Origin of the sequence: Paraburkholderia kirstenboschensis (genome assembly GCF_904848585.1) — a bacterium.
Taxonomy (GTDB): domain Bacteria; phylum Pseudomonadota; class Gammaproteobacteria; order Burkholderiales; family Burkholderiaceae; genus Paraburkholderia; species Paraburkholderia kirstenboschensis.
In genome coordinates this window covers 47,273-64,897 of the sequence record NZ_CAJHCR010000006.1, presented here as the reverse complement: position 1 = coordinate 64,897, position 17,625 = coordinate 47,273, and the positions used below count along the sequence as shown (strand labels likewise).

The 17,625-nt window shown below is 62.7% G+C and carries 15 protein-coding genes; 7 read left to right on the top strand and 8 right to left on the bottom strand.

Translation table 11 applies throughout. The annotated features are described in order from the left end of the window. Positions 1–22 precede the first annotated feature (22 nt). From JMY24_RS18035 to zwf, 3 genes are read right to left on the bottom strand one after another with little or no spacing between them, the layout of a single operon-like run. A complete protein-coding gene (locus JMY24_RS18035; RefSeq protein WP_201702614.1) occupies positions 23–1,939 on the bottom strand; it encodes a bifunctional transcriptional regulator/glucokinase in 1,917 nt (638 codons plus the stop codon). Next, positions 1,917–2,663 carry a 6-phosphogluconolactonase gene (gene pgl, locus JMY24_RS18030; RefSeq protein WP_201702613.1) on the bottom strand — a complete coding sequence of 249 codons (747 nt, stop codon included), beginning with the start codon at positions 2,661–2,663 and terminating at the stop codon, positions 1,917–1,919. Before pgl ends, JMY24_RS18035 begins: the two co-directional genes overlap by 23 nt. A gap of 49 nt (positions 2,664–2,712) precedes the next feature. Next, on the bottom strand, positions 2,713–4,176 hold the full coding sequence (gene zwf, locus JMY24_RS18025; RefSeq protein WP_201702607.1) for a glucose-6-phosphate dehydrogenase: 1,464 nt from the start codon (positions 4,174–4,176) through the stop codon (positions 2,713–2,715). Positions 4,177–4,728: 552 nt separating this feature from the next. Between zwf and JMY24_RS18020 the strand changes: the two genes are divergently transcribed. From JMY24_RS18020 to JMY24_RS18005, 4 genes are all read left to right on the top strand, one after another. Then, the gene (locus JMY24_RS18020; protein ID WP_128594494.1) at positions 4,729–5,976 is read left to right on the top strand and encodes an ABC transporter substrate-binding protein; all 1,248 of its coding nucleotides are present in this window, start codon (positions 4,729–4,731) and stop codon (positions 5,974–5,976) included. Between the two features lie 245 nt (positions 5,977–6,221). Next, positions 6,222–7,160, top strand: coding sequence for a carbohydrate ABC transporter permease (locus tag JMY24_RS18015; RefSeq protein WP_027775665.1), 939 nt, complete (start codon positions 6,222–6,224; stop codon positions 7,158–7,160). Next, positions 7,150–8,007 (top strand): carbohydrate ABC transporter permease, encoded by an 858-nt coding sequence (locus tag JMY24_RS18010; RefSeq protein WP_128594495.1) that lies wholly within the window; start codon positions 7,150–7,152, stop codon positions 8,005–8,007. The genes JMY24_RS18015 and JMY24_RS18010 overlap by 11 nt, the downstream gene beginning before the upstream one ends. Before the next feature lie 112 nt (positions 8,008–8,119). Next, a complete protein-coding gene (locus JMY24_RS18005) occupies positions 8,120–9,235 on the top strand; it encodes an ABC transporter ATP-binding protein (protein ID WP_020065197.1) in 1,116 nt (371 codons plus the stop codon). 88 nt (positions 9,236–9,323) lie between these two features. On the opposite strand, the gene JMY24_RS18000 is transcribed toward JMY24_RS18005, so the two are convergent. From JMY24_RS18000 to trxB, 5 genes are all read right to left on the bottom strand, one after another. Continuing rightward, the gene (locus JMY24_RS18000) at positions 9,324–10,241 is read right to left on the bottom strand and encodes a LysR family transcriptional regulator (protein WP_128594496.1); all 918 of its coding nucleotides are present in this window, start codon (positions 10,239–10,241) and stop codon (positions 9,324–9,326) included. 106 nt (positions 10,242–10,347) lie between these two features. Continuing rightward, the gene (locus JMY24_RS17995; RefSeq protein WP_128594497.1) at positions 10,348–11,007 is read right to left on the bottom strand and encodes a glutathione S-transferase family protein; all 660 of its coding nucleotides are present in this window, start codon (positions 11,005–11,007) and stop codon (positions 10,348–10,350) included. Positions 11,008–11,150: 143 nt separating this feature from the next. Beyond that, on the bottom strand, positions 11,151–11,771 hold the full coding sequence (locus JMY24_RS17990; RefSeq protein WP_128594499.1) for a trimeric intracellular cation channel family protein: 621 nt from the start codon (positions 11,769–11,771) through the stop codon (positions 11,151–11,153). After that, on the bottom strand, positions 11,771–12,544 hold the full coding sequence (locus JMY24_RS17985; protein WP_201702605.1) for a Smr/MutS family protein: 774 nt from the start codon (positions 12,542–12,544) through the stop codon (positions 11,771–11,773). The genes JMY24_RS17990 and JMY24_RS17985 overlap by 1 nt, the downstream gene beginning before the upstream one ends. 193 nt (positions 12,545–12,737) lie before the next feature. Further along, a complete protein-coding gene (gene trxB, locus JMY24_RS17980; protein ID WP_128590067.1) occupies positions 12,738–13,739 on the bottom strand; it encodes a thioredoxin-disulfide reductase in 1,002 nt (333 codons plus the stop codon). Here trxB and JMY24_RS17975 point away from each other — a divergent pair. The 3 genes from JMY24_RS17975 to lolA all read left to right on the top strand — a co-directional run bounded on the left by JMY24_RS17975 (position 13,738) and on the right by lolA (position 17,556). Next, positions 13,738–14,157: a hypothetical protein gene (locus JMY24_RS17975; protein ID WP_128594500.1), complete on the top strand. Its 420-nt coding sequence runs from the start codon at positions 13,738–13,740 to the stop codon at positions 14,155–14,157. The genes trxB and JMY24_RS17975 overlap by 2 nt on opposite strands. Further along, complete coding sequence (locus JMY24_RS17970) at positions 14,090–16,405, top strand: DNA translocase FtsK (RefSeq protein WP_128594501.1); 2,316 nt, start codon at positions 14,090–14,092, stop codon at positions 16,403–16,405. Before JMY24_RS17975 ends, JMY24_RS17970 begins: the two co-directional genes overlap by 68 nt. 422 nt (positions 16,406–16,827) lie before the next feature. Further along, a complete protein-coding gene (gene lolA, locus JMY24_RS17965) occupies positions 16,828–17,556 on the top strand; it encodes an outer membrane lipoprotein chaperone LolA (RefSeq protein ID WP_128594502.1) in 729 nt (242 codons plus the stop codon). Positions 17,557–17,625 lie beyond the last annotated feature (69 nt).

Here is a 17,625-nt window from a genome sequence, read left to right as displayed (position 1 = left end):
TAGCGTGGCCTTCGTACAGACATCAATCGCGCGCCGATGAAGCCGCGCCGTGACTGAGCCAGTCGAGCACCGCGGTCGCGTCGTCGTCGGCGCCTTGACGTGCTTTTGCCACCGTCTCCGCGACGTCCGCGCTCGGCACCGCGCGACGAATTGCCACGCCGACCGCGAGAATGTCGATCATCACCAGATGCAGAATCCGCGAAATCATGGAGAGTTGCGACTCGCGAATTTCGATGTGATCGGTTTCGAGCGCGACCGTCGCGCGCTTGGCGAGCGGCGTGTTGCTCGACGTGATCGCGATCACCTTCGCGCCTGCCTGCATCGCTACGTCGAGCACGCGCAGCAGTTCGGGCGCGCGGCCCGACTTCGACACGGCGACGATCACGTCGCCCTTGCCGAGCAACGCAGCCGAAGCGGCCTGCATGTATAGATCGCCATAGGCAATGGTCGGAATGCCGAAGCGGAAAAACTTGTAGTGCGCGTCCTGCGCGACGATGTTCGAATTGCCGAGTCCGTAGAACTCGATGCGCCGTGCGCCGTTCAACAGATCGATCGCGCGTTCCACCTGGTCGAAGTTCAGATGCTCGCGCAATTGCAGAATGGCCGACACGGTGTTGTCGAGCACCTTCGCGCCGAAGTCCGTCGCCGTATCGCCGAGATGCACCTGGCTGTGGCTCACCGGAATCGTGCCGGTCAAACCGGTCGCAAGCTTCAGCTTGAAGTCCGACAAACCCTGGCAACCGAGCGAGCGGCAAAAGCGGATCACGGTCGGCTGACTCACGTCGGCCTTGCGGGCAATGTCCACGATCGGGTCGTTGATGATCGAGCGCGGATGGTTCAGCGCGAGATCGGCGACGCGTCGCTCGGCGGGCGTCAGCGCGTCGCGCATCTGCCGGATCCGCTCGAATACCGCCGACGAACTGCCGCCCGCGCGATTCGACAACTGCTCGGCGAGGATCGCGGACACGCCGAGAAACGCCGGATATTCCGCGGTGATCACGTAAGTCGGCACGTTCTGCAAATAGGCCTCGAAGCGGCCTTTCGCCTCGAAGCGTTTGCGAAACGACGAGCGCGCAAAGAACTCGCCGAGCCGCGGTACGACGCCGCCGCCGATATAGATGCCGCCGAGCGCGCCGAGCGTCACGGCGATATTGCCCGCGAAGGTGCCGAGAATGCCGCAGAACACGTCGACGGATTCAGCCGCGAGCGGCTCGCCGTCCAACGCGCGTTTGACGATCTCGACAGTGTCGACGTTTGCCGCTACGCGCTTCTTGTCGCGGCCCGCCAGCGCACGGTAGATCACTTCGATGCCGGGCCCCGCGGCCACGCGTTCGAACGATACATGCGACCATTTCTTGCGCGCGTATTGCAGCACGATGTCTTCGCGCTCGTCGGCCGGCGCGAACGTGGCGTGACCGCCTTCGCTGCCGAGCGCAATCCAGCGGTCGTCGGCAGGAATCAGGCCCGAGACACCCATACCGGTGCCCGGACCGAGCAGGCCGATCACGCTGTTCGGGCGGCGCGTACCGCCGCCGACCTGCACGCGTTGCGCATCCGTCAGGCCGGGCAGGGCCATGGCGAGCGCGGTGAAGTCGTTCACGACGAGCAGCGTGTCGAAGCCGAGCGCACGGCGCGTGGCTTCGATTGAAAAGCTCCAGTCGTGATTCGTCATGCTGACCTGATCGCCGTCGACCGGGTTCGCAATCGCAATCGCCGCGTGATTCACGCGGCCGATCTTCGTGTCCTTCAGATACTTCTTGATAACTTCAGCGACGCCGGGGTAATCCGCGCACGGGTAGACGTGCACCGAGCCGATCTCGCCCGGTCCGGTTTCCAGCGCAAAGCGCGCATTCGTGCCGCCGATGTCGGCCAGCAGCCTCGGTCCATCGGCGTGCTGGCCCGCGCCCGGAGCAGCCTTAGTTTGCACACCAGTAGACATCGAGTCTCACTCCCTTGTCGTTCGCCAACTGCGAGATGGCATTTTTTTGTAGCGAAGATGCGGCGGCGTTCAGCACGTCCATCTTGCGCGGTCCGGCAATCAGCAAAAACAGGTGCTTCACTTCTTTGAGCGCCGAGAGCGACCAGCTCACGCGCGCATGCGGCGCGCTGCCGGGATGAACGGCGACGAAGCGCTCAGTCGTGCTAATGGCGTAATCCCATTCGGGCGCATCGGCGAAGATCGACGCGGTGTGGCCGTCTTCGCCCATGCCGAGAATCGCGACGTCGGGCACGCTGGCGAAACGCGGGTCGGCGTTCAGCGCGGCGACATGGGAGTGCAGATCCTGCGTGGTGTCGACGAGCGGCCAGAACGTCGCGTTCTTCGCGGCGTTCTGCAGCAACGTGGCGTGCACGAGTTGCGAGTTGCTTGCGCTGTCCGTCTCAGGCACCCAGCGGTCGTCGACGAGTGTCACCGCGATGCGCGGCCAGTCGAAGCTTTGGGTGGATAACGTCTGCAGGAACGGGCGCGGACTGCTGCCGCCGGACACGGCGAGCAGGGCCGGGGGCGGGCCGGCTGTGGACGTACCGGCTGTGGACGCGCCGGATATACCGGCGTCTGACGTCGCCGTCTGTGCGGCCAGCGATGCATGTAACGCGTCGCCAACGGCCTTCGCCAACGCGTCGGATTGGGCGCGTTGATCGTCGAAAGCGTGTAGCTCGATCACTTCTCCTCCGTGCTGCTTTTTTGTTAGAGCTGCGAAAATCCGCCGCGAATCAGTTCTCTTCTTCGAGCCAGCAGGTGCCGTGCTGCGCGAGCATCGCGCTCGCGGCGGCAGGACCCCATGTGCCCGCAGCATAAGGCTTCGGCGGTTTGTTCGAAGCCTTCCATTCGTTCAGAATCGGTTCGACCCAGCGCCACGCGGCTTCCTGTTCGTCGCGCCGCACGAAGAGTGCGAGACGGCCGTTGATCACGTCGAGCAGCAGGCGTTGGTACGCTTCCATCTGCCCTTCGCGGAAGAACTGGTCGAACGCGAGATCCAGGTGGACGCTTGCGAGATTCATGCCTTCGCCGGGCTGCTTCGCGAGACAGTACAGACGAATGGTTTCGTTCGGCTGCAAGCGGATCACCAGACGATTGGCGCCGGCGCGCAACGCCGAAACACCCAACGCCGAATGCGGCACCGCGCGAAAATTCACGACGATTTCCGCGACGCGGTCCGCAAGCCGTTTGCCCGTGCGCAGGAAAAACGGCACGCCGGCCCAACGCCAGTTTTCTATCTCGACTTTCAACGCAACGAAGGTTTCGGTCGTGCTGTTCGGCTTCACGCCCGGTTCCGTCGCATATGCGGGGACCGCGGTGCCGCGAATCACGCCCGAATGATACTGACCGCGCACCGCGACCTTGCCGATGTTCAGCGGATCGATTGGCTTCAGCGCGCGCAGTACGCGCAGCTTTTCGTCGCGCACCGAGTCGGAATCCATTGAATGCGGCGGTTCCATTGCGACGATCGAAAGCAGTTGCAGCAAATGGTTTTGCACCATGTCGCGCAGCGCGCCGGTATTGTCGTAGAAATCACCGCGCGCTTCGACACCGAGTTCCTCGGCGATCGTGATCTGAATGCTTTCCACCCACTCGCGACGCCACAGCGGCTCGAACAGCGCATTGCCGAAGCGCAGCGCCAGCAGGTTCTGCACGGGTTCTTTGCCGAGGTAGTGGTCGATACGGTAGATCTGTTCTTCAGCGAAGATTTCGCCGACCGCGTCGTTGATCGCATTCGACGACTTGAGGTCGTAGCCGAGCGGCTTTTCCAGCACGATGCGCGCGTTTTCGTTAAGGCCCACCGACGCGAGCGCGCGGCAGATCGGCACGAACAGCGACGGGCCGGTAGCCAGATAAAACACGCGGATGCCAGGCAGGTCTTTCACCGCATCGCGCAACAGGGCGAAGTCTTCCGGATTGCCCAGGTCGATCTTCACGAACTCGATGCGTTCGAGAAAGCTCGACCATGCCGTTTCGTCGACACCGTTCTTCGACACATGCGGCTTGACGTGCTCGTTGACCCATTGGATGTACTCGCCGCGATCCGCAGCATGGCGCGCCACCGCGACGATCTTGCCGCTGTCGGCCAGCATGCCGCCCGCACGGTGCGCTTCAAACAGTGCGGGGAGAATCTTGCGCATCGACAGATCGCCGGTTCCGCCGAAGAGAACGAAGGTGAAGCTTGAATCGGTTTCCATGAGTCTCCGTCGATGTCCTGGGGCCGCCGCGCTGACCGTTCACTGCTCGTGAAAAGGGCGACCGTAGTCCGATAAAATATTTTTTGACACTGAATTGTAGTTTAACTACAATCCAAATCAAGAGGTAGCGCTAATTCGATGAAAAAAGCGTGCGCTGTCAGGTCAGTTGCGCGTTTTCGCGAATCGGCAGGCGTCCCTGCATGTTAACGGACATTGCGTGCCGGCATAGGCCAGCCTGTCCCGGCAGCCGTTACGGAAAGCCGGGGGAGCGCGGGGCCGGCAAGCCGATTGCCTCGGTTGACGTGCAAGGCACCTCGAGTCTGCCGCGCGAAGCGGGCAGGCAAAAATCAAAAGAGGAGACAGTCAGTTGCATCCCGAACCACTCATCTCTTGAGCTTCCAGCGGCCGGACATCGGTCCGCCGGCACATGCCTCGCGCATGCGCCCGACCGTGCTCGATCGCCCAGTGTTTTGCCTGTTTGAACCAACCACAGCACCCTGGCGACATCAGGGGCCATTTGTTTTTTGTTCAGGTGTCTGGAGGAGATAAGCAATGAAATTTCGCGCGATCATGGGCGCTTTGTGCGCCGCAGGTCTGATGTGTGGCGTCTCGGCCGTGCAGGCTGCCGAGTCGGTCGAAGTGTTGCACTGGTGGACCTCGGGCGGCGAATCGAAAGCCGTCGGCGTCCTCAAGGACGACATGACGAAGCAGGGTTACACGTGGAAGGACTTTGCGGTTGCGGGTGGCGCGGGCGCGGCTGCCATGACGGCACTCAAGACGCAGGTGATCTCGGGCAACGCACCGAGCGCTGCGCAGATCAAGGGCCCGCTGATTCAGGACTGGGCTTCGCAAGGCGTGCTGGTGCCGATCGACTCCGTCGCCGGCGACTGGAAGAAGAATCTGCCGCCGGAAATCGACAAGATCATGCACGCGGACGGTCACTACGTCGCGGCGCCGTTCTCGGTGCATCGCGTGAACTGGCTGTACATCAACAAGGCAGCGCTCGACAAGGCAGGCGGCAAGGTGCCGACCACGTGGCCTGAATTCTTCGCGGTGGCCGACAAGATGAAGGCCGCAGGCATCCAGCCGATCGCGATGGGCGGGCAGCCGTGGCAAGACCTGACGCTGTGGGAAGACGTCGTTCTGTCGCAAGGCTCGGACTTCTACAAGAAGGCGCTGGTCGACCTCGACGAAAAGACGCTGACTTCAGACAAGATGGTTGGCGTGTTCGACACCGTCCGCAAGATCCAGGGTTACTTCGACGCGGGCCGCACGGGCCGTGACTGGAACCTTGCTACGGCAATGGTCATCAACGGCAAGGCCGGCATGCAGTTCATGGGCGACTGGGCGAAGGGCGAATTCGCCAACGCCGGCAAGAAGTCGGGCTCGGACTACGTGTGTGCCGCGGTGCCGGGCACGGAAAAGGCTTACACGTTCAACGTGGACTCGTTCGTGTTCTTCCAGCAGAAAGGTCAGAAGGCAGCAACGCCGGGTCAACTGGCGCTCGCAAAGACCATCATGTCGCCGGAATTCCAGGAGCAGTTCAGCCTGAACAAGGGTTCGATTCCGGTTCGTCTGGGCGTGTCGATGGCCAAGTTCGACGACTGCGCGAAGAAGTCGTACGCGGATGAACAGGTCGCGATCAAGTCGGGCGGCTATGTGCCGTCGCTCGCACACGGCATGGCTCAACCCGATGCAGCAGCCGGCGCGATCTCCGACGTGGTCACGAAGTTCATGAACTCGCAGCAGGATTCGAAGAGCGCGGTTGCGGCGCTCGCGAAGGCAGCGAAGACCAAGTAAGTGAAGTAGCGAAGCGGCGCGTCCGGGATCGGACGCGCCGCTTCGCGCCGCTGAGGGTGCTGGATCGCGTCGCGCGATGTGCGCTTTGCCCGACGCACGCCCCGATGCAAGCGGCTTCACCCTGGGTTTTATAGAGTCACACCTATGCCGTTGCGGCTTCGCGTTTGTCACGTTCTCACGTTGCCGGTTGGTCGTGTGCGTCGACGTGAGTGGCCGGGCGGTACAGTTTCAGCAGGAGTCGAGTAGTGACTGCTTCTATCAGCGGAAACGGGAAAACGGCTAGCGCCGCCCGCCGCGTGTCGCCCATGGCGGCCCTTGCCGATCGCTGGATTCCGAAGCTGGTGCTCGCACCCAGCGTCGTGATCAGCCTGGTATTCGTCTATGGTTTCATCGCCATTACGGGCTATCTGTCGCTGTCCAATTCGCGACTGATGCCTCGTTATGAATTTGTCGGTCTCGACCGTTATCGCGAACTGTTCGATAACGACGTGTTCTGGACGTCGGCAGCGAATCTCGGCTGGTTCGGCATCCCGTTCATCGGTATCTGTATCGGCCTCGGTCTCTTTCTCGCGATCCTGCTCGATCAGCAGATCCGCAATGAAGGCGCGCTGCGCGCCGTGTTCCTTTATCCGATGGCGCTGTCGTTCATCGTGACCGGCACGGCGTGGCAATGGATCATGACGCCGAGCATCGGCCTCGAAAAGGTGTTCCACGACTGGGGCTGGACGAGCTTCTCGTTCAGTTGGCTCGGCGATCCGGACAAGGCGATTTTCTGTGTCGTGATCGCGGCGGTGTGGCAATCCACCGGCTTCGTCATGGCGCTCTTCCTCGCGGGTCTGCGCGGTGTCGACGGTGAGATCTTCAAGGCCGCGCAGATGGACGGCGCGAACCTGCCCACCATCTACCGCAAGATTGTGATTCCGAGCATGCGTCCGGTGTTTTTCTCCGTGCTGCTGATTCTCTGCCATATCACGATCAAGACGTTCGACCTGGTCGTCGCGTTGACGGCGGGCGGTCCTGGCACGTCGTCGTCGCTGCCGGCTATTTTCATGTACACGTTTTCGTTCAATCGCGGGCAGCTCGGCGTCGGCGCGGCATCGTCGATGATGATGCTCGCAACCGTCGTGGCCGTGCTCGTGCCGCTCATGTATCTGGAATCGAGGAGCACCCGCAATGCAGCCTAAGATGACGATCAGCCGCGCCGTCATTTACGCGGCTCTGGTCCTGTTTGCTTTGTACTTCCTGTTTCCGCTGTACGTGATGCTGTCGACGTCGTTCAAGGACATCGACCAGTTGCGCACCGGCAACCTGCTTACGCCGCCTTCGCACTGGACCGTCGATCCGTGGATCAAGGCATGGAGCGGTGCGTGTACCGGCGTGCGTTGCGACGGCATGCAACCGTTCTTCATGAACTCGGTGCGCATGGTGATTCCGGCCGTGCTGATCTCGTCGATCGTCGGCGCGTTCAACGGTTATGTGCTCACGCACTGGCGTTTTCGCGGCGCCGATCCGATCTTCACGTTGCTGCTGGTCGGCTGCTTCATTCCGTTTCAGGCGATCCTTTTGCCGATGGCGCGTTTCGAAGGCTTTCTCGGCCTCTCGAACACCACAACCGGTCTGGTGGTCGTGCACGTGATCTACGGTATCGCGTTCACTACCATGTTCTTCCGCAACTTCTACGTCAGCATTCCGGCTGAACTCGTGAAGGCGGCGCGTATCGACGGCGCAGGTTTCTTCACGATTTTCACGAAGATTCTGCTGCCCGTGTCGCTGCCGATTTTCATGGTGTGCCTGATCTGGCAATTCACGCAGATCTGGAATGACTTCCTGTTCGGGATTGTGTTCTCCGGCGTGGATTCGATGCCGATCACGGTGGCGCTGAACAACCTCGTGAACACCTCGACCGGCGTGAAGGAATACAACGTGGACATGGCCGGCGCGATCATCGCGGCGTTGCCGACCTTGCTGGTCTACATCGTCGCCGGACGCTATTTCGTGCGCGGCCTGACGGCAGGCGCGGTGAAGGGCTGAACCCAGGCTAGACCAACCGAGCGCGGCGGCCGCTTCGTGCATGAAAGCACCAGGCGCCGCCGTCACCGACAAGACGTTTTCAAGCAGTACCAGAGACAAGAGGATTCACAGCATGGCAAGCCTTTCCATCCGTGACGTGTACAAGACTTACCCGAACGGGGTGCCGGTTCTGAAGGGTGTCAACATCGACATCGAAGACGGCCAGTTCCTGATTCTCGTCGGCGGTTCGGGCTGCGGTAAGTCGACGCTGCTCAACATGATCGCCGGTCTCGAAACCGTGACCAAGGGCGAGATTCAGATCGACGGCAAGACGGTGAACAACCTGTCGCCAAAAGATCGCGACATCGCGATGGTGTTCCAGTCATACGCGCTCTATCCGTCGATGACGGTGCGCGAGAACATCTCGTTCGGCCTGAACATTCGCAAGGTGCCGAAGCAGGAACAGGCGCAGATCGTCGATCGCGTGTCGAACACGCTGCAGATCACGCACCTGCTGGACCGCAAGCCCGGCCAGTTGTCCGGCGGCCAGCGCCAGCGCGTGGCAATGGGCCGTGCTCTCGCGCGTGACCCGGTGATGTTCCTGTTCGACGAACCGTTGTCGAACCTCGACGCCAAGCTGCGTATCGAAATGCGTTCGGAAATCAAGCTGCTGCATCAGCGCCTCGGCACGACGATCGTCTACGTGACGCACGATCAGATCGAAGCAATGACGCTCGGCGATCGTATCGCGGTGATGAAGGACGGCATCGTGCAGCAGTTCGGCGCGCCGCAGGAAATCTACGACTCGCCGTCGAACCTGTTCGTGGCCGGCTTTATCGGCGCACCGCCAATGAACTTCATTCAGGGCAAGCTCGTCGAGCAGGGCGCGGGCGTCGGCATCGAACTGGATACCGGCGTCACTCGCACGGCGCTGAATCTGCCGTTCGATTCGGCGAAGGTCAAGTCGCACGTCGGCCGTGAAGTGATTCTCGGCTTGCGCCCGGAACGCATCACCGATGCGCGCGGCGCGCACGGCGACCACGCCCGGCTGCAACAGATCGAAGTGAAGGTCGATGTGATCGAGCCGACCGGCCCGGACACGCTCGTGTTCGCGCAAGTCAACGGCAAGCGCGTGGTGAGCCGCGTGCACCCGGCTTCGAACCCGCAGCCGTTGACGAACACGACACTGCTGTTCGATACGTCGAAGGCGGTATTGTTCGATCCGTCGAATGAAGAGCGGATCGCCTGAGCCGGATCCGACCGCCGCTGTTGGTCCGAATGAAGAAAAGCCCCTTGTGTCGCGAGACGCAAGGGGCTTTTCCTTTCGCTGAAGCGCGTCAAGCGTCCGGTATGCGCAGATCCGGGTTGTTGCGCACGAGCTCCGTCACCCATTCGGTGAATGCGCGCAGCCGCGAACTCAGATTGCGGCGATGCGCGTAAAGGATGGACAGCGGTGTGCTGGGACTCGTGTAGTCGGTGAGGATTTCCTTGAGCACGCCGCTCTTGATGAGGTGCGCGACCATGAAGCGCGACGGCTGGATGATGCCGTGGCCGAGCGCGCCCGCGCGAATGTAGACGGAGCCGTCGTTCACCGCGAGCACGCTTTTCATCGCGACCTTTGCGATCTCGCCGTTCACTTCGTATTCGAACGGAAACGTCTTGCCGGTTCGCGCCGACACATAGTTGACCGCGCGGTGTCCGCTCAACTCGTCGAGCGTGGTGGGCGTGCCGTATTTCTCCAGATACGCCGGCGACGCGCACGTGACGATCCGCGCCTGGCCGATACGCCGCGCGACGAGACTCGACTCTTCCGGCGTGCCCATGCGGATCACGCAATCCACCGCGTCCTGGATCAGGTCGATGTTGCGGTCGGCGAGACCGAGCCGCACGTCGATTTCGGGGTAGCGCTGGTAGAAATCGTCGAGCGCGGGCAACAGCAGCGCGCGGGCGAGCGTGCCGGACGTATCGACGCGAATCGTGCCCACCGGATTTTCGCGCTTGTTCGACAGCGACGACTCTGCGTCGGCGACCTCGGCCAGAATGCGCACACAGCGGTCGTAAAAGAGCGCGCCGTCTTCGGTAACGCTGACCTGGCGCGTCGAGCGGTTCAACAGCCGTACGCCGACGTGTTCTTCCAGCGCCTGAATCGTCCGGCTGACTTTGGCGCGCGGCAGGTCGAGCGATTCGGATACTTTGGTGAAGCTGTTGGCCTCCACCACACGCGTAAATATCTCCATCGCTTCGAAACGGTCCATGTTTGGCCTTGTGAGTGATTGGCGGAAATAGGTTCGACGTGAAGTGTATAGGCTCGAATTGATGTTGTCCGCATCGGGTGTGGCGCGCGGCCGTGCTTTATCCCGCTCAGTCCCGGTCGGGCGCGCCGAGCGGGAACAGCGGCCGATACGGCCGCGCTTCGTCGACCGCGCGTGCGAATGACGGACGCGCCAGCAGCCGTTCGCGATAAGCGCGCACATGCGCAAACGCCGGGTCGATCGCGTGCGTCCAGTCGGCGTAGAAGAGAAACGGTGCGGCGCCGCAATCGGCGAGGCTGAAGGTGTCGCCCACGGCCCATTCGCGCCCCGCCATCGTCTTGTCGAGCCACGCGTATGCGGTGTCGAGCATTGCACGGGCTTCGCGGACACCGTGCGCGTCGCGCTCCGCTGGGGGACGCAGGCTGTCGGCGACGATTCTTTGCTGCGGCGTCGAAATATAGTTGTCGAAGAATCGATCCATGCTGCGCACCTCGAGCGCCGCGCGCGCGTCGGCCGGTAAAAGCGGCACCGGTCCGGGATGATACAAGCCCAGATATTCGATGATGATGCTCGCCTCCGTCACCGTCCGGTCGCCGTCGACCAGCACTGGAAAGCGCTTGATCGGCCACAGCGTCGCGAATTCGGCCATGATCCGTGGATCGTCGTGTGCGAGCAGGCGAAACTCGAATGGCGTGCCGTTCTCGTAGAGCGCCGTGAGGGCCTTCTGACAATATGAGGAGAAGGGGTGGGCGTATAGCTTCAGACTCATCGTGATCACCTTGATTGGTGGGGGCGGGTGTAGCGGCCCCGCAGGGCCGCAGAGCCAGTTAACTCACGACGAACGAGTGCGCCGCAAATCGACAAGTCAAGCCGCCAGTCCGCGCGAGCGGACCGCCCCGATGTCAAAGCCCGCTAATGCGGCAATCGTACGTTGAACCTGAACGTCGCGAGCCGCGCGAGCAGAATGAAGGCGGTGGCGATCAGCACGCTATACACGGTGTCGAAATTCACGTAATCCAGCAGCACATACAGCCAGCAGCCGACGAAAGCGCAGGTCGCGTACGGCCGCGAATCGCGCAGGATCAACGGCACCTCGTTGCACAGCACGTCACGGATCACGCCGCCGAACACGCCCGTTGCCACGCCCATCATCACGGACGTGAACCACGGCATCTGCGCGTCATGCGCGATCGAGGTTCCCGCAATGCTGAAAAGCCCGAGGCCGATTGCGTCGGCCACCAGCAGCACGCGCTCGGACAGAAGGCGCGAGGTGGCTTTCAGCAGTGTGGGCGCGAACAGCGACATCGCGAAGATCGCGATCAGATATTCCTGATGCTCGACCCAATAGAACGGACGGCGCTCGAGCAGAACGTCGCGCAGCGTGCCGCCTCCAAACGCCGTGGCGATTGCAACGAGAAAGGTGCCCACGGCGTCGAGCCGGCGCGTCTTGGCCTCGATGAAGCCGGAAATGGCGTACGCGAAAATCGCCAGCGCCTCCATGAAAGTCAGCGCGAGCGTCAGCCTGGGATGGATCACCGTGGCTCCGCCAAAGTTCTCGTATGAGCCGGCGTTGCGGCCGGCTGCAGCAGCACGACGACAGCGCCCGCGCCGCCGTCATGCGGACGTGCCTGGCAAAACGCGATCACCTCGCTCTTCTGCACGAGCCATGCGCGCACCTTGCCCTTGAGCACGGGTTCCTTGCCGACGGACCCCAAACCCTTGCCGTGAATCACGCGCAGGCAGCGCATGCCGCGTTTCACCGATTCGCGGATGAATTCAGCCAGAGCCTCGCGCGCTTCCTCGCGGCGCATGCCGTGCAGGTCGATCTGCGCCTGCACGATCCAGTCGCCGCGCCGCAGTTTTCGCACGACTTCCTGGCTCACGCCTGGGCGGCAATAGGAGAGCGTTTCGTCGGTGTCGAGCAGCACCTCGGGATCGAACTCGTCGGAGATCGCTTCATGCAGCACGGCTTCTTCGTCGAGCCGCGTTTGCACCGGCAGCGGCGGCGGAGGATTGCGCGGCAACGATGCGCGCGGCGGCACCGCGAGCGGTGCGACTTCGCCGATCTCGCGGCGAAACAGATTGGCGTCTGCAGCCGCTTCGCGCTGTGCGGCCGCCGCGGTTACGCGTTCGCGCTCGCGCCGCTCTCCGTCGGCCTTCAACGCATCGCGCAGCGCGCCCAAGCCCGCCAGACCCGCAGCCGGCTCGATTGCCGGCCTGGCGGCGGGGGCAGCCGGTTCCGGCGCGGGTCGCGCGGCGGCGCTGGCACGCTTGGGCTCGTTCGGGTGAGGCTGGTTCTTGGGCATAGCGGTGATACATGCGGAAAATGAGTCGATCAACAGCCGATCAAGAGTCGATCAAGCGGCGCCTTGCGTGGCCGTGACGCACGTCTGAATGCAAAAGGCCGCGGGCGTGCAAGCCGCGGCCTTTTATCGAGCGAGCGGCCGGGCAACGCCCAGCCGCTATTTTACCGTTGCGTTCGTGAAGAGCCGCGGCCGATCAACGCTCGGCTTCCTGGCTCATCGCGTGCTCGCCGGCCATTTCGTTGATGGTTTCCAGATAGCGCTGCGCGTCGAGCGCTGCCATACAACCGGTGCCCGCGCTCGTGATCGCCTGACGGTACACGTGGTCCTGCACGTCGCCGGCGGCGAACACGCCCGGCACGCTGGTGGCGGTCGCGAAGCCGTTCAGGCCGCCCTTCGTGATGATGTAGCCGTTCTTCATCTCCAGTTGGCCTTCGAAGATGTCCGTGTTCGGTTTGTGGCCGATCGCGACGAACAGGCCTTGCAACGCAATGTCGGTCGTCTCGCCGGTTTGCGTGTGCTTGACGCGCAAACCGGTCACGCCGGACTGGTCGCCCGTGACTTCGTCGAGCGTATGGTTCCACTTGATTTCGACGACGCCTTCCTTCTCTTTGGCGAGCAGGCGGTCGATCAGGATCGGCTCGGCGCGGAACTTGTCGCGGCGATGGATCACCGTGACCTTCTTCGCGATGCCCGACAGGTACAGCGCTTCTTCAACGGCGGTATTGCCGCCGCCGATCACGGCCACATGTTGCTGCTTGTAGAAGAAGCCGTCGCAGGTGGCGCAGGCCGACACGCCCTTGCCCATGAACGCTTCTTCCGACGGCAGGCCGAGGTATTGCGCCGACGCGCCCGTCGAGATGATCAGCGAGTCGCAGGTGTATTCGCCCGAATCGCCGATCAGACGGATCGGCTTTTCGTTCAGCTTCGCCGTGTGAATGTGGTCGAAGATGATTTCGGTGTTGAAGCGCTCAGCGTGCTCCAGGAAGCGCGCCATCAGTTCCGGGCCTTGCACGCCGTTGGCGTCGGCGGGCCAGTTCTCCACGTCGGTCGTGGTCATCAGCTGGCCGCCTTGCGCGAGACCCGTGACGAGCACCGGCGCGAGGTTGGCGCGCGCCGCGTAGACCGCTGCCGTGTAGCCGGCGGGACCGGAACCGAGAATCAGAACCTTGGCGTGTTTCGTGGAAGTTGCGGGCATGATCGAATCCTTTTACGGCGCGCTGCTCGCCCATGCGAGGCTGCGCGACTTGGCTGAAACTGTAGATGGGTATCAGTCGGGCATTATAAAGGGCGGGGCGGCGGGCTGCTCCATGAAGGTTTCCGATCGCGGCGATAGCCCATGGCGCGTGCCTGTCGTGCTGATCGCGCTCCGATTCGACGCCTGCGCGTGGCCAGTCGGCCAGGTTACCGTCATTTACAGCCTCACGCGGGGCACTGCGTTTACAATAGGCCGGATCGAAGTTTCGGGTTGCCGGTGTTGCGCCCGCAGCCGCGCCCGGCGCGGCTGCGACCCGGCACACCGGATCGGCCACACAAGCAACAGGATCAATGGCAAAAGCTCCCTATTCCGCGAGCGCGCAGGCATTGCCGCACCGCATGTCGCGTCTCTTCACTGAAATCCGCTGGATTCTGCAGGTCGCGCTCGGCGTTTTCCTGCTGATGGCGCTCGTCAGCTACAGCCGGCGCGATCCGAGCTGGACGCACGCCGCGCAGGTGGATCACATCGCCAACTGGGCAGGCCGCGTGGGCGCGTGGACCTCGGACATTCTGCTGCTGCTGTTCGGCCTCTCCGCCTACTGGTGGATCGTGCTGCTCGGCCGCCATATCTCCGCGAACTACAAGCGCATCACCCGTCACGAGGACTTGCAGGAAGACGCGCCGCGCGATGCCAGCTGGCTCGCGGACGCCTTTGCGTTCATGCTCGTGCTGCTTGCCTGCGACGGCATCGAGGCGCTGCGCATGTGGTCGCTCAAGGTGCAATTGCCGCGCGCGCCTGGCGGCGTGATCGGCGAAGCGATCGCGCGCGGCGTGTCGCATGCGCTCGGTTTCACGGGCGGCACGCTCGCGTTGCTGATCGTGCTCGGCATTGGCCTGTCGTTGTATTTCCGGTTTTCGTGGCTGTCGGTGTCGGAGAAGGTCGGCGAATCGATCATTTCGGCTGTGACCTTTGCGAAGCTGCGCCGCGAGGCGGGCCGCGACCGCAAACTGGGCGAAGCCGCGGCGGTGAAGCGCGAAGGCAAGGTCGAGAAGGGCCGCGTGCGCATCGAGGAGCACGAGCCCGTCGTGATCGTGCCGCCGGTCGTCACACCGGCCAAGTCGGAGCGCGTCGAGAAAGAACGGCAAGTGCCGCTCTTCACCGATCTGCCCGGCGATTCCACACTGCCGCCTATCTCGCTGCTCGATCCGGCGCCCGCCGCGCAGGAAACCATCTCGGCGGATACGCTCGAATTCACCTCGCGTCTGATCGAGAAAAAGCTCAAGGACTTCGGCGTGGAGGTGAGCGTCGTCGCCGCGTATCCGGGTCCGGTCGTCACGCGCTACGAGATCGAGCCGGCCACCGGCGTAAAGGGCAGCCAGATCGTGAATCTGGCAAAAGACCTCGCGCGTTCGCTGTCGCTCGTGTCGATCCGCGTCGTCGAAACGATTCCGGGCAAAAATTTCATGGCGCTCGAACTGCCGAATCAGCGCCGCCAGACCGTGAGCCTGTCCGAGATTCTCGGCTCGGCGGTGTATGCGGACGCCGCGTCGCCGCTCACCATGGGCCTCGGCAAGGATATCGGCGGCAAACCGGTGTGCGCGGATCTCGCGAAGATGCCTCACCTGCTGGTCGCGGGCACGACCGGTTCGGGCAAGTCGGTCGGTATCAACGCGATGATCCTGTCGCTGCTCTACAAGGCGAGCGCCGACCAGGTCCGCATGATCCTGATCGATCCCAAGATGCTCGAAATGAGCGTCTACGAAGGCATTCCGCATCTGCTGTGTCCGGTCGTGACGGACATGCGCCAGGCCGGTCATGCGCTGAATTGGGCAGTCGCCGAAATGGAGCGGCGCTACAAGCTGATGAGCAAGCTCGGCGTGCGTAACCTCGCCGGCTACAACAACAAGATCGACGAAGCCGCCAAGCGCGAAGAAAAGCTGCCGAACCCGTTCAGCCTCACGCCGGACGAGCCGGAACCGCTCACGCGTTTGCCGAACATCGTGGTCGTGATCGACGAACTTGCAGACCTGATGATGGTGGTAGGCAAGAAGGTCGAGGAACTGATCGCGCGGATCGCGCAGAAGGCGCGCGCGGCCGGCATTCATTTGATTCTCGCCACGCAGCGTCCGTCGGTCGACGTGATTACCGGGCTGATCAAGGCTAACGTGCCGACGCGGATGGCGTTCCAGGTGTCGTCCAAAATCGACTCGCGCACGATTCTCGACCAGCAGGGCGCGGAATCGCTGCTCGGCATGGGCGACATGCTCTACCTGCCGCCGGGCAGCGGCTTGCCGGTGCGCGTGCACGGGGCGTTCGTGTCGGACGAGGAAGTACACCGCGTCGTCGACAAGCTCAAGGAGCAGGGCGAGCCGAACTATATCGAAGGCATCCTCGAAGGCGGCGTGACCGGCGAGGGCGACGAGGGCTCAGCGGGGGCCGGAGCGGGCGGCTCAGGCGATGGCGAGTCGGATCCGCTTTACGATCAGGCAGTGGACGTGGTGCTGAAAAACAAGCGCGCGTCGATTTCGCTCGTGCAGCGGCATTTGCGCATCGGTTACAACCGCGCGGCGCGTCTGCTGGAACAAATGGAAAATTCCGGCGTGGTGTCGGCGATGTCGTCGAACGGCAATCGAGAAATTCTGGCACCGGCGCGAGAGGCGGAGTAGGCGTTATGGTGTGAGGCGAACGGCGAGTGTTTCTTTGCCGCTTGCGGGGCGTGGTTCAGGGGGGGCTTTTAAAGCTTGCTCCCAACGGCTTCTACTGCCTGCTTCACGGTTGGCTTTGAACGTCCGCTTCAAAGGTCCGCTTTAACGTCCGCTTCAAAGGTCCGCCGTGAAGCTCCGCTGCGAAGATCCAGGTTCAGGGTCCGCTTCCATGCCAGTTTCTAAGGCTCGTTTAAGACTGCCTGCCTAAGCTCGGTAGTAGGCCCGGCGCAGCAGACCGCAAGGATCGAAGCTCACCCGTTCGCCCCGAGCCTCGCACAGCAAGCCTCACGCTGTGCTCACGGCCACCGGCAATCACCGCTCATGTCGATGCGCCGCAAACATAGCGGTCGCTCAACGAATTCAAATCAAGGGAGAAAAATCATATGCAGCTATTTGTGCAGCAGCATGCATCCAGCAGCGTCGGCCGGTTCGCCCGCGCAATCGCGCGCAGCGTCGCCACAGCAGCGATCGGCGCGTCGATGCTCGTCGCTTCGCAGGCGTTCGCGAGCGGCACCGAGCAGTTGAAGGCGTTCGTCGCGCAAGTTCACTCGGCGCGCGGCACCTTCGTGCAGCAGGAAGTGCGCGCGCCCAGCAAGGCACAAGCGGCGAGCGGCGCAAGCGGCGTGCTGTCCACCACGGGCGGCGGCAAGAACGGTACGTCGAGCGGAACATTCACGTTCGCGCGTCCCGGCAAGTTCATCTGGCAATACGAAAAACCCTACGCGCAATTGCTGCAGGCGGACGGCGACAAGCTCTACGTGTACGACAAGGATCTGAACCAGGTGACGGTGCGAAGCCTCGGCGGCGCGCTCGGCGCGAGCCCGGCGGCAATCCTGTTCGGCAGTAACGATCTGGACAAGAACTTCACGTTGCGCGATGCGGGAGTGAAGGCCGGCATCGACTGGCTCGAACTCACGCCGAAAGCGAAAGACACGCAATTTCAGCGCGTGGGCATCGGCTTCAAAGACGGCAATCTGCAAGCAATGGAACTGCACGACGTGTTCGGCAACGTGACGTTGCTGACCTTCTCGAACATCCAGAAGAATCCGCCGCTGCCCGCCGACGCGTTCAAGTTCACCGTGCCGAAAGGCGCTGACGTGATCAACGGCTAAGCCTCTGCCGTGTATTGATATTTGCGAGAGAAGCCGCGCTGAATGCGCGGCTTTTTTATCGCCGGTACA

Bases quoted from the DNA above. Each gene is read 5' to 3' on its own strand.
- JMY24_RS18035 (WP_201702614.1), bottom strand. From the start codon at position 1,939: ATGTCTACTGGTGTGCAAACTAAGGCTGCTCCGGGCGCGGGCCAGCAC.
- lolA (WP_128594502.1), top strand. From the start codon at position 16,828: ATGCAGCTATTTGTGCAGCAGCATGCATCCAGCAGCGTCGGCCGGTTC.
- JMY24_RS18010 (WP_128594495.1), top strand. From the start codon at position 7,150: ATGCAGCCTAAGATGACGATCAGCCGCGCCGTCATTTACGCGGCTCTG.
- JMY24_RS18005 (WP_020065197.1), top strand. From the start codon at position 8,120: ATGGCAAGCCTTTCCATCCGTGACGTGTACAAGACTTACCCGAACGGG.
- zwf (WP_201702607.1), bottom strand. From the start codon at position 4,176: ATGGAAACCGATTCAAGCTTCACCTTCGTTCTCTTCGGCGGAACCGGC.
- JMY24_RS18020 (WP_128594494.1), top strand. From the start codon at position 4,729: ATGAAATTTCGCGCGATCATGGGCGCTTTGTGCGCCGCAGGTCTGATG.
- JMY24_RS17975 (WP_128594500.1), top strand. From the start codon at position 13,738: ATGATCGAATCCTTTTACGGCGCGCTGCTCGCCCATGCGAGGCTGCGC.
- JMY24_RS17970 (WP_128594501.1), top strand. From the start codon at position 14,090: ATGGCAAAAGCTCCCTATTCCGCGAGCGCGCAGGCATTGCCGCACCGC.
- JMY24_RS18000 (WP_128594496.1), bottom strand. From the start codon at position 10,241: ATGGACCGTTTCGAAGCGATGGAGATATTTACGCGTGTGGTGGAGGCC.
- trxB (WP_128590067.1), bottom strand. From the start codon at position 13,739: ATGCCCGCAACTTCCACGAAACACGCCAAGGTTCTGATTCTCGGTTCC.
- JMY24_RS17995 (WP_128594497.1), bottom strand. From the start codon at position 11,007: ATGAGTCTGAAGCTATACGCCCACCCCTTCTCCTCATATTGTCAGAAG.
- JMY24_RS17985 (WP_201702605.1), bottom strand. From the start codon at position 12,544: ATGCCCAAGAACCAGCCTCACCCGAACGAGCCCAAGCGTGCCAGCGCC.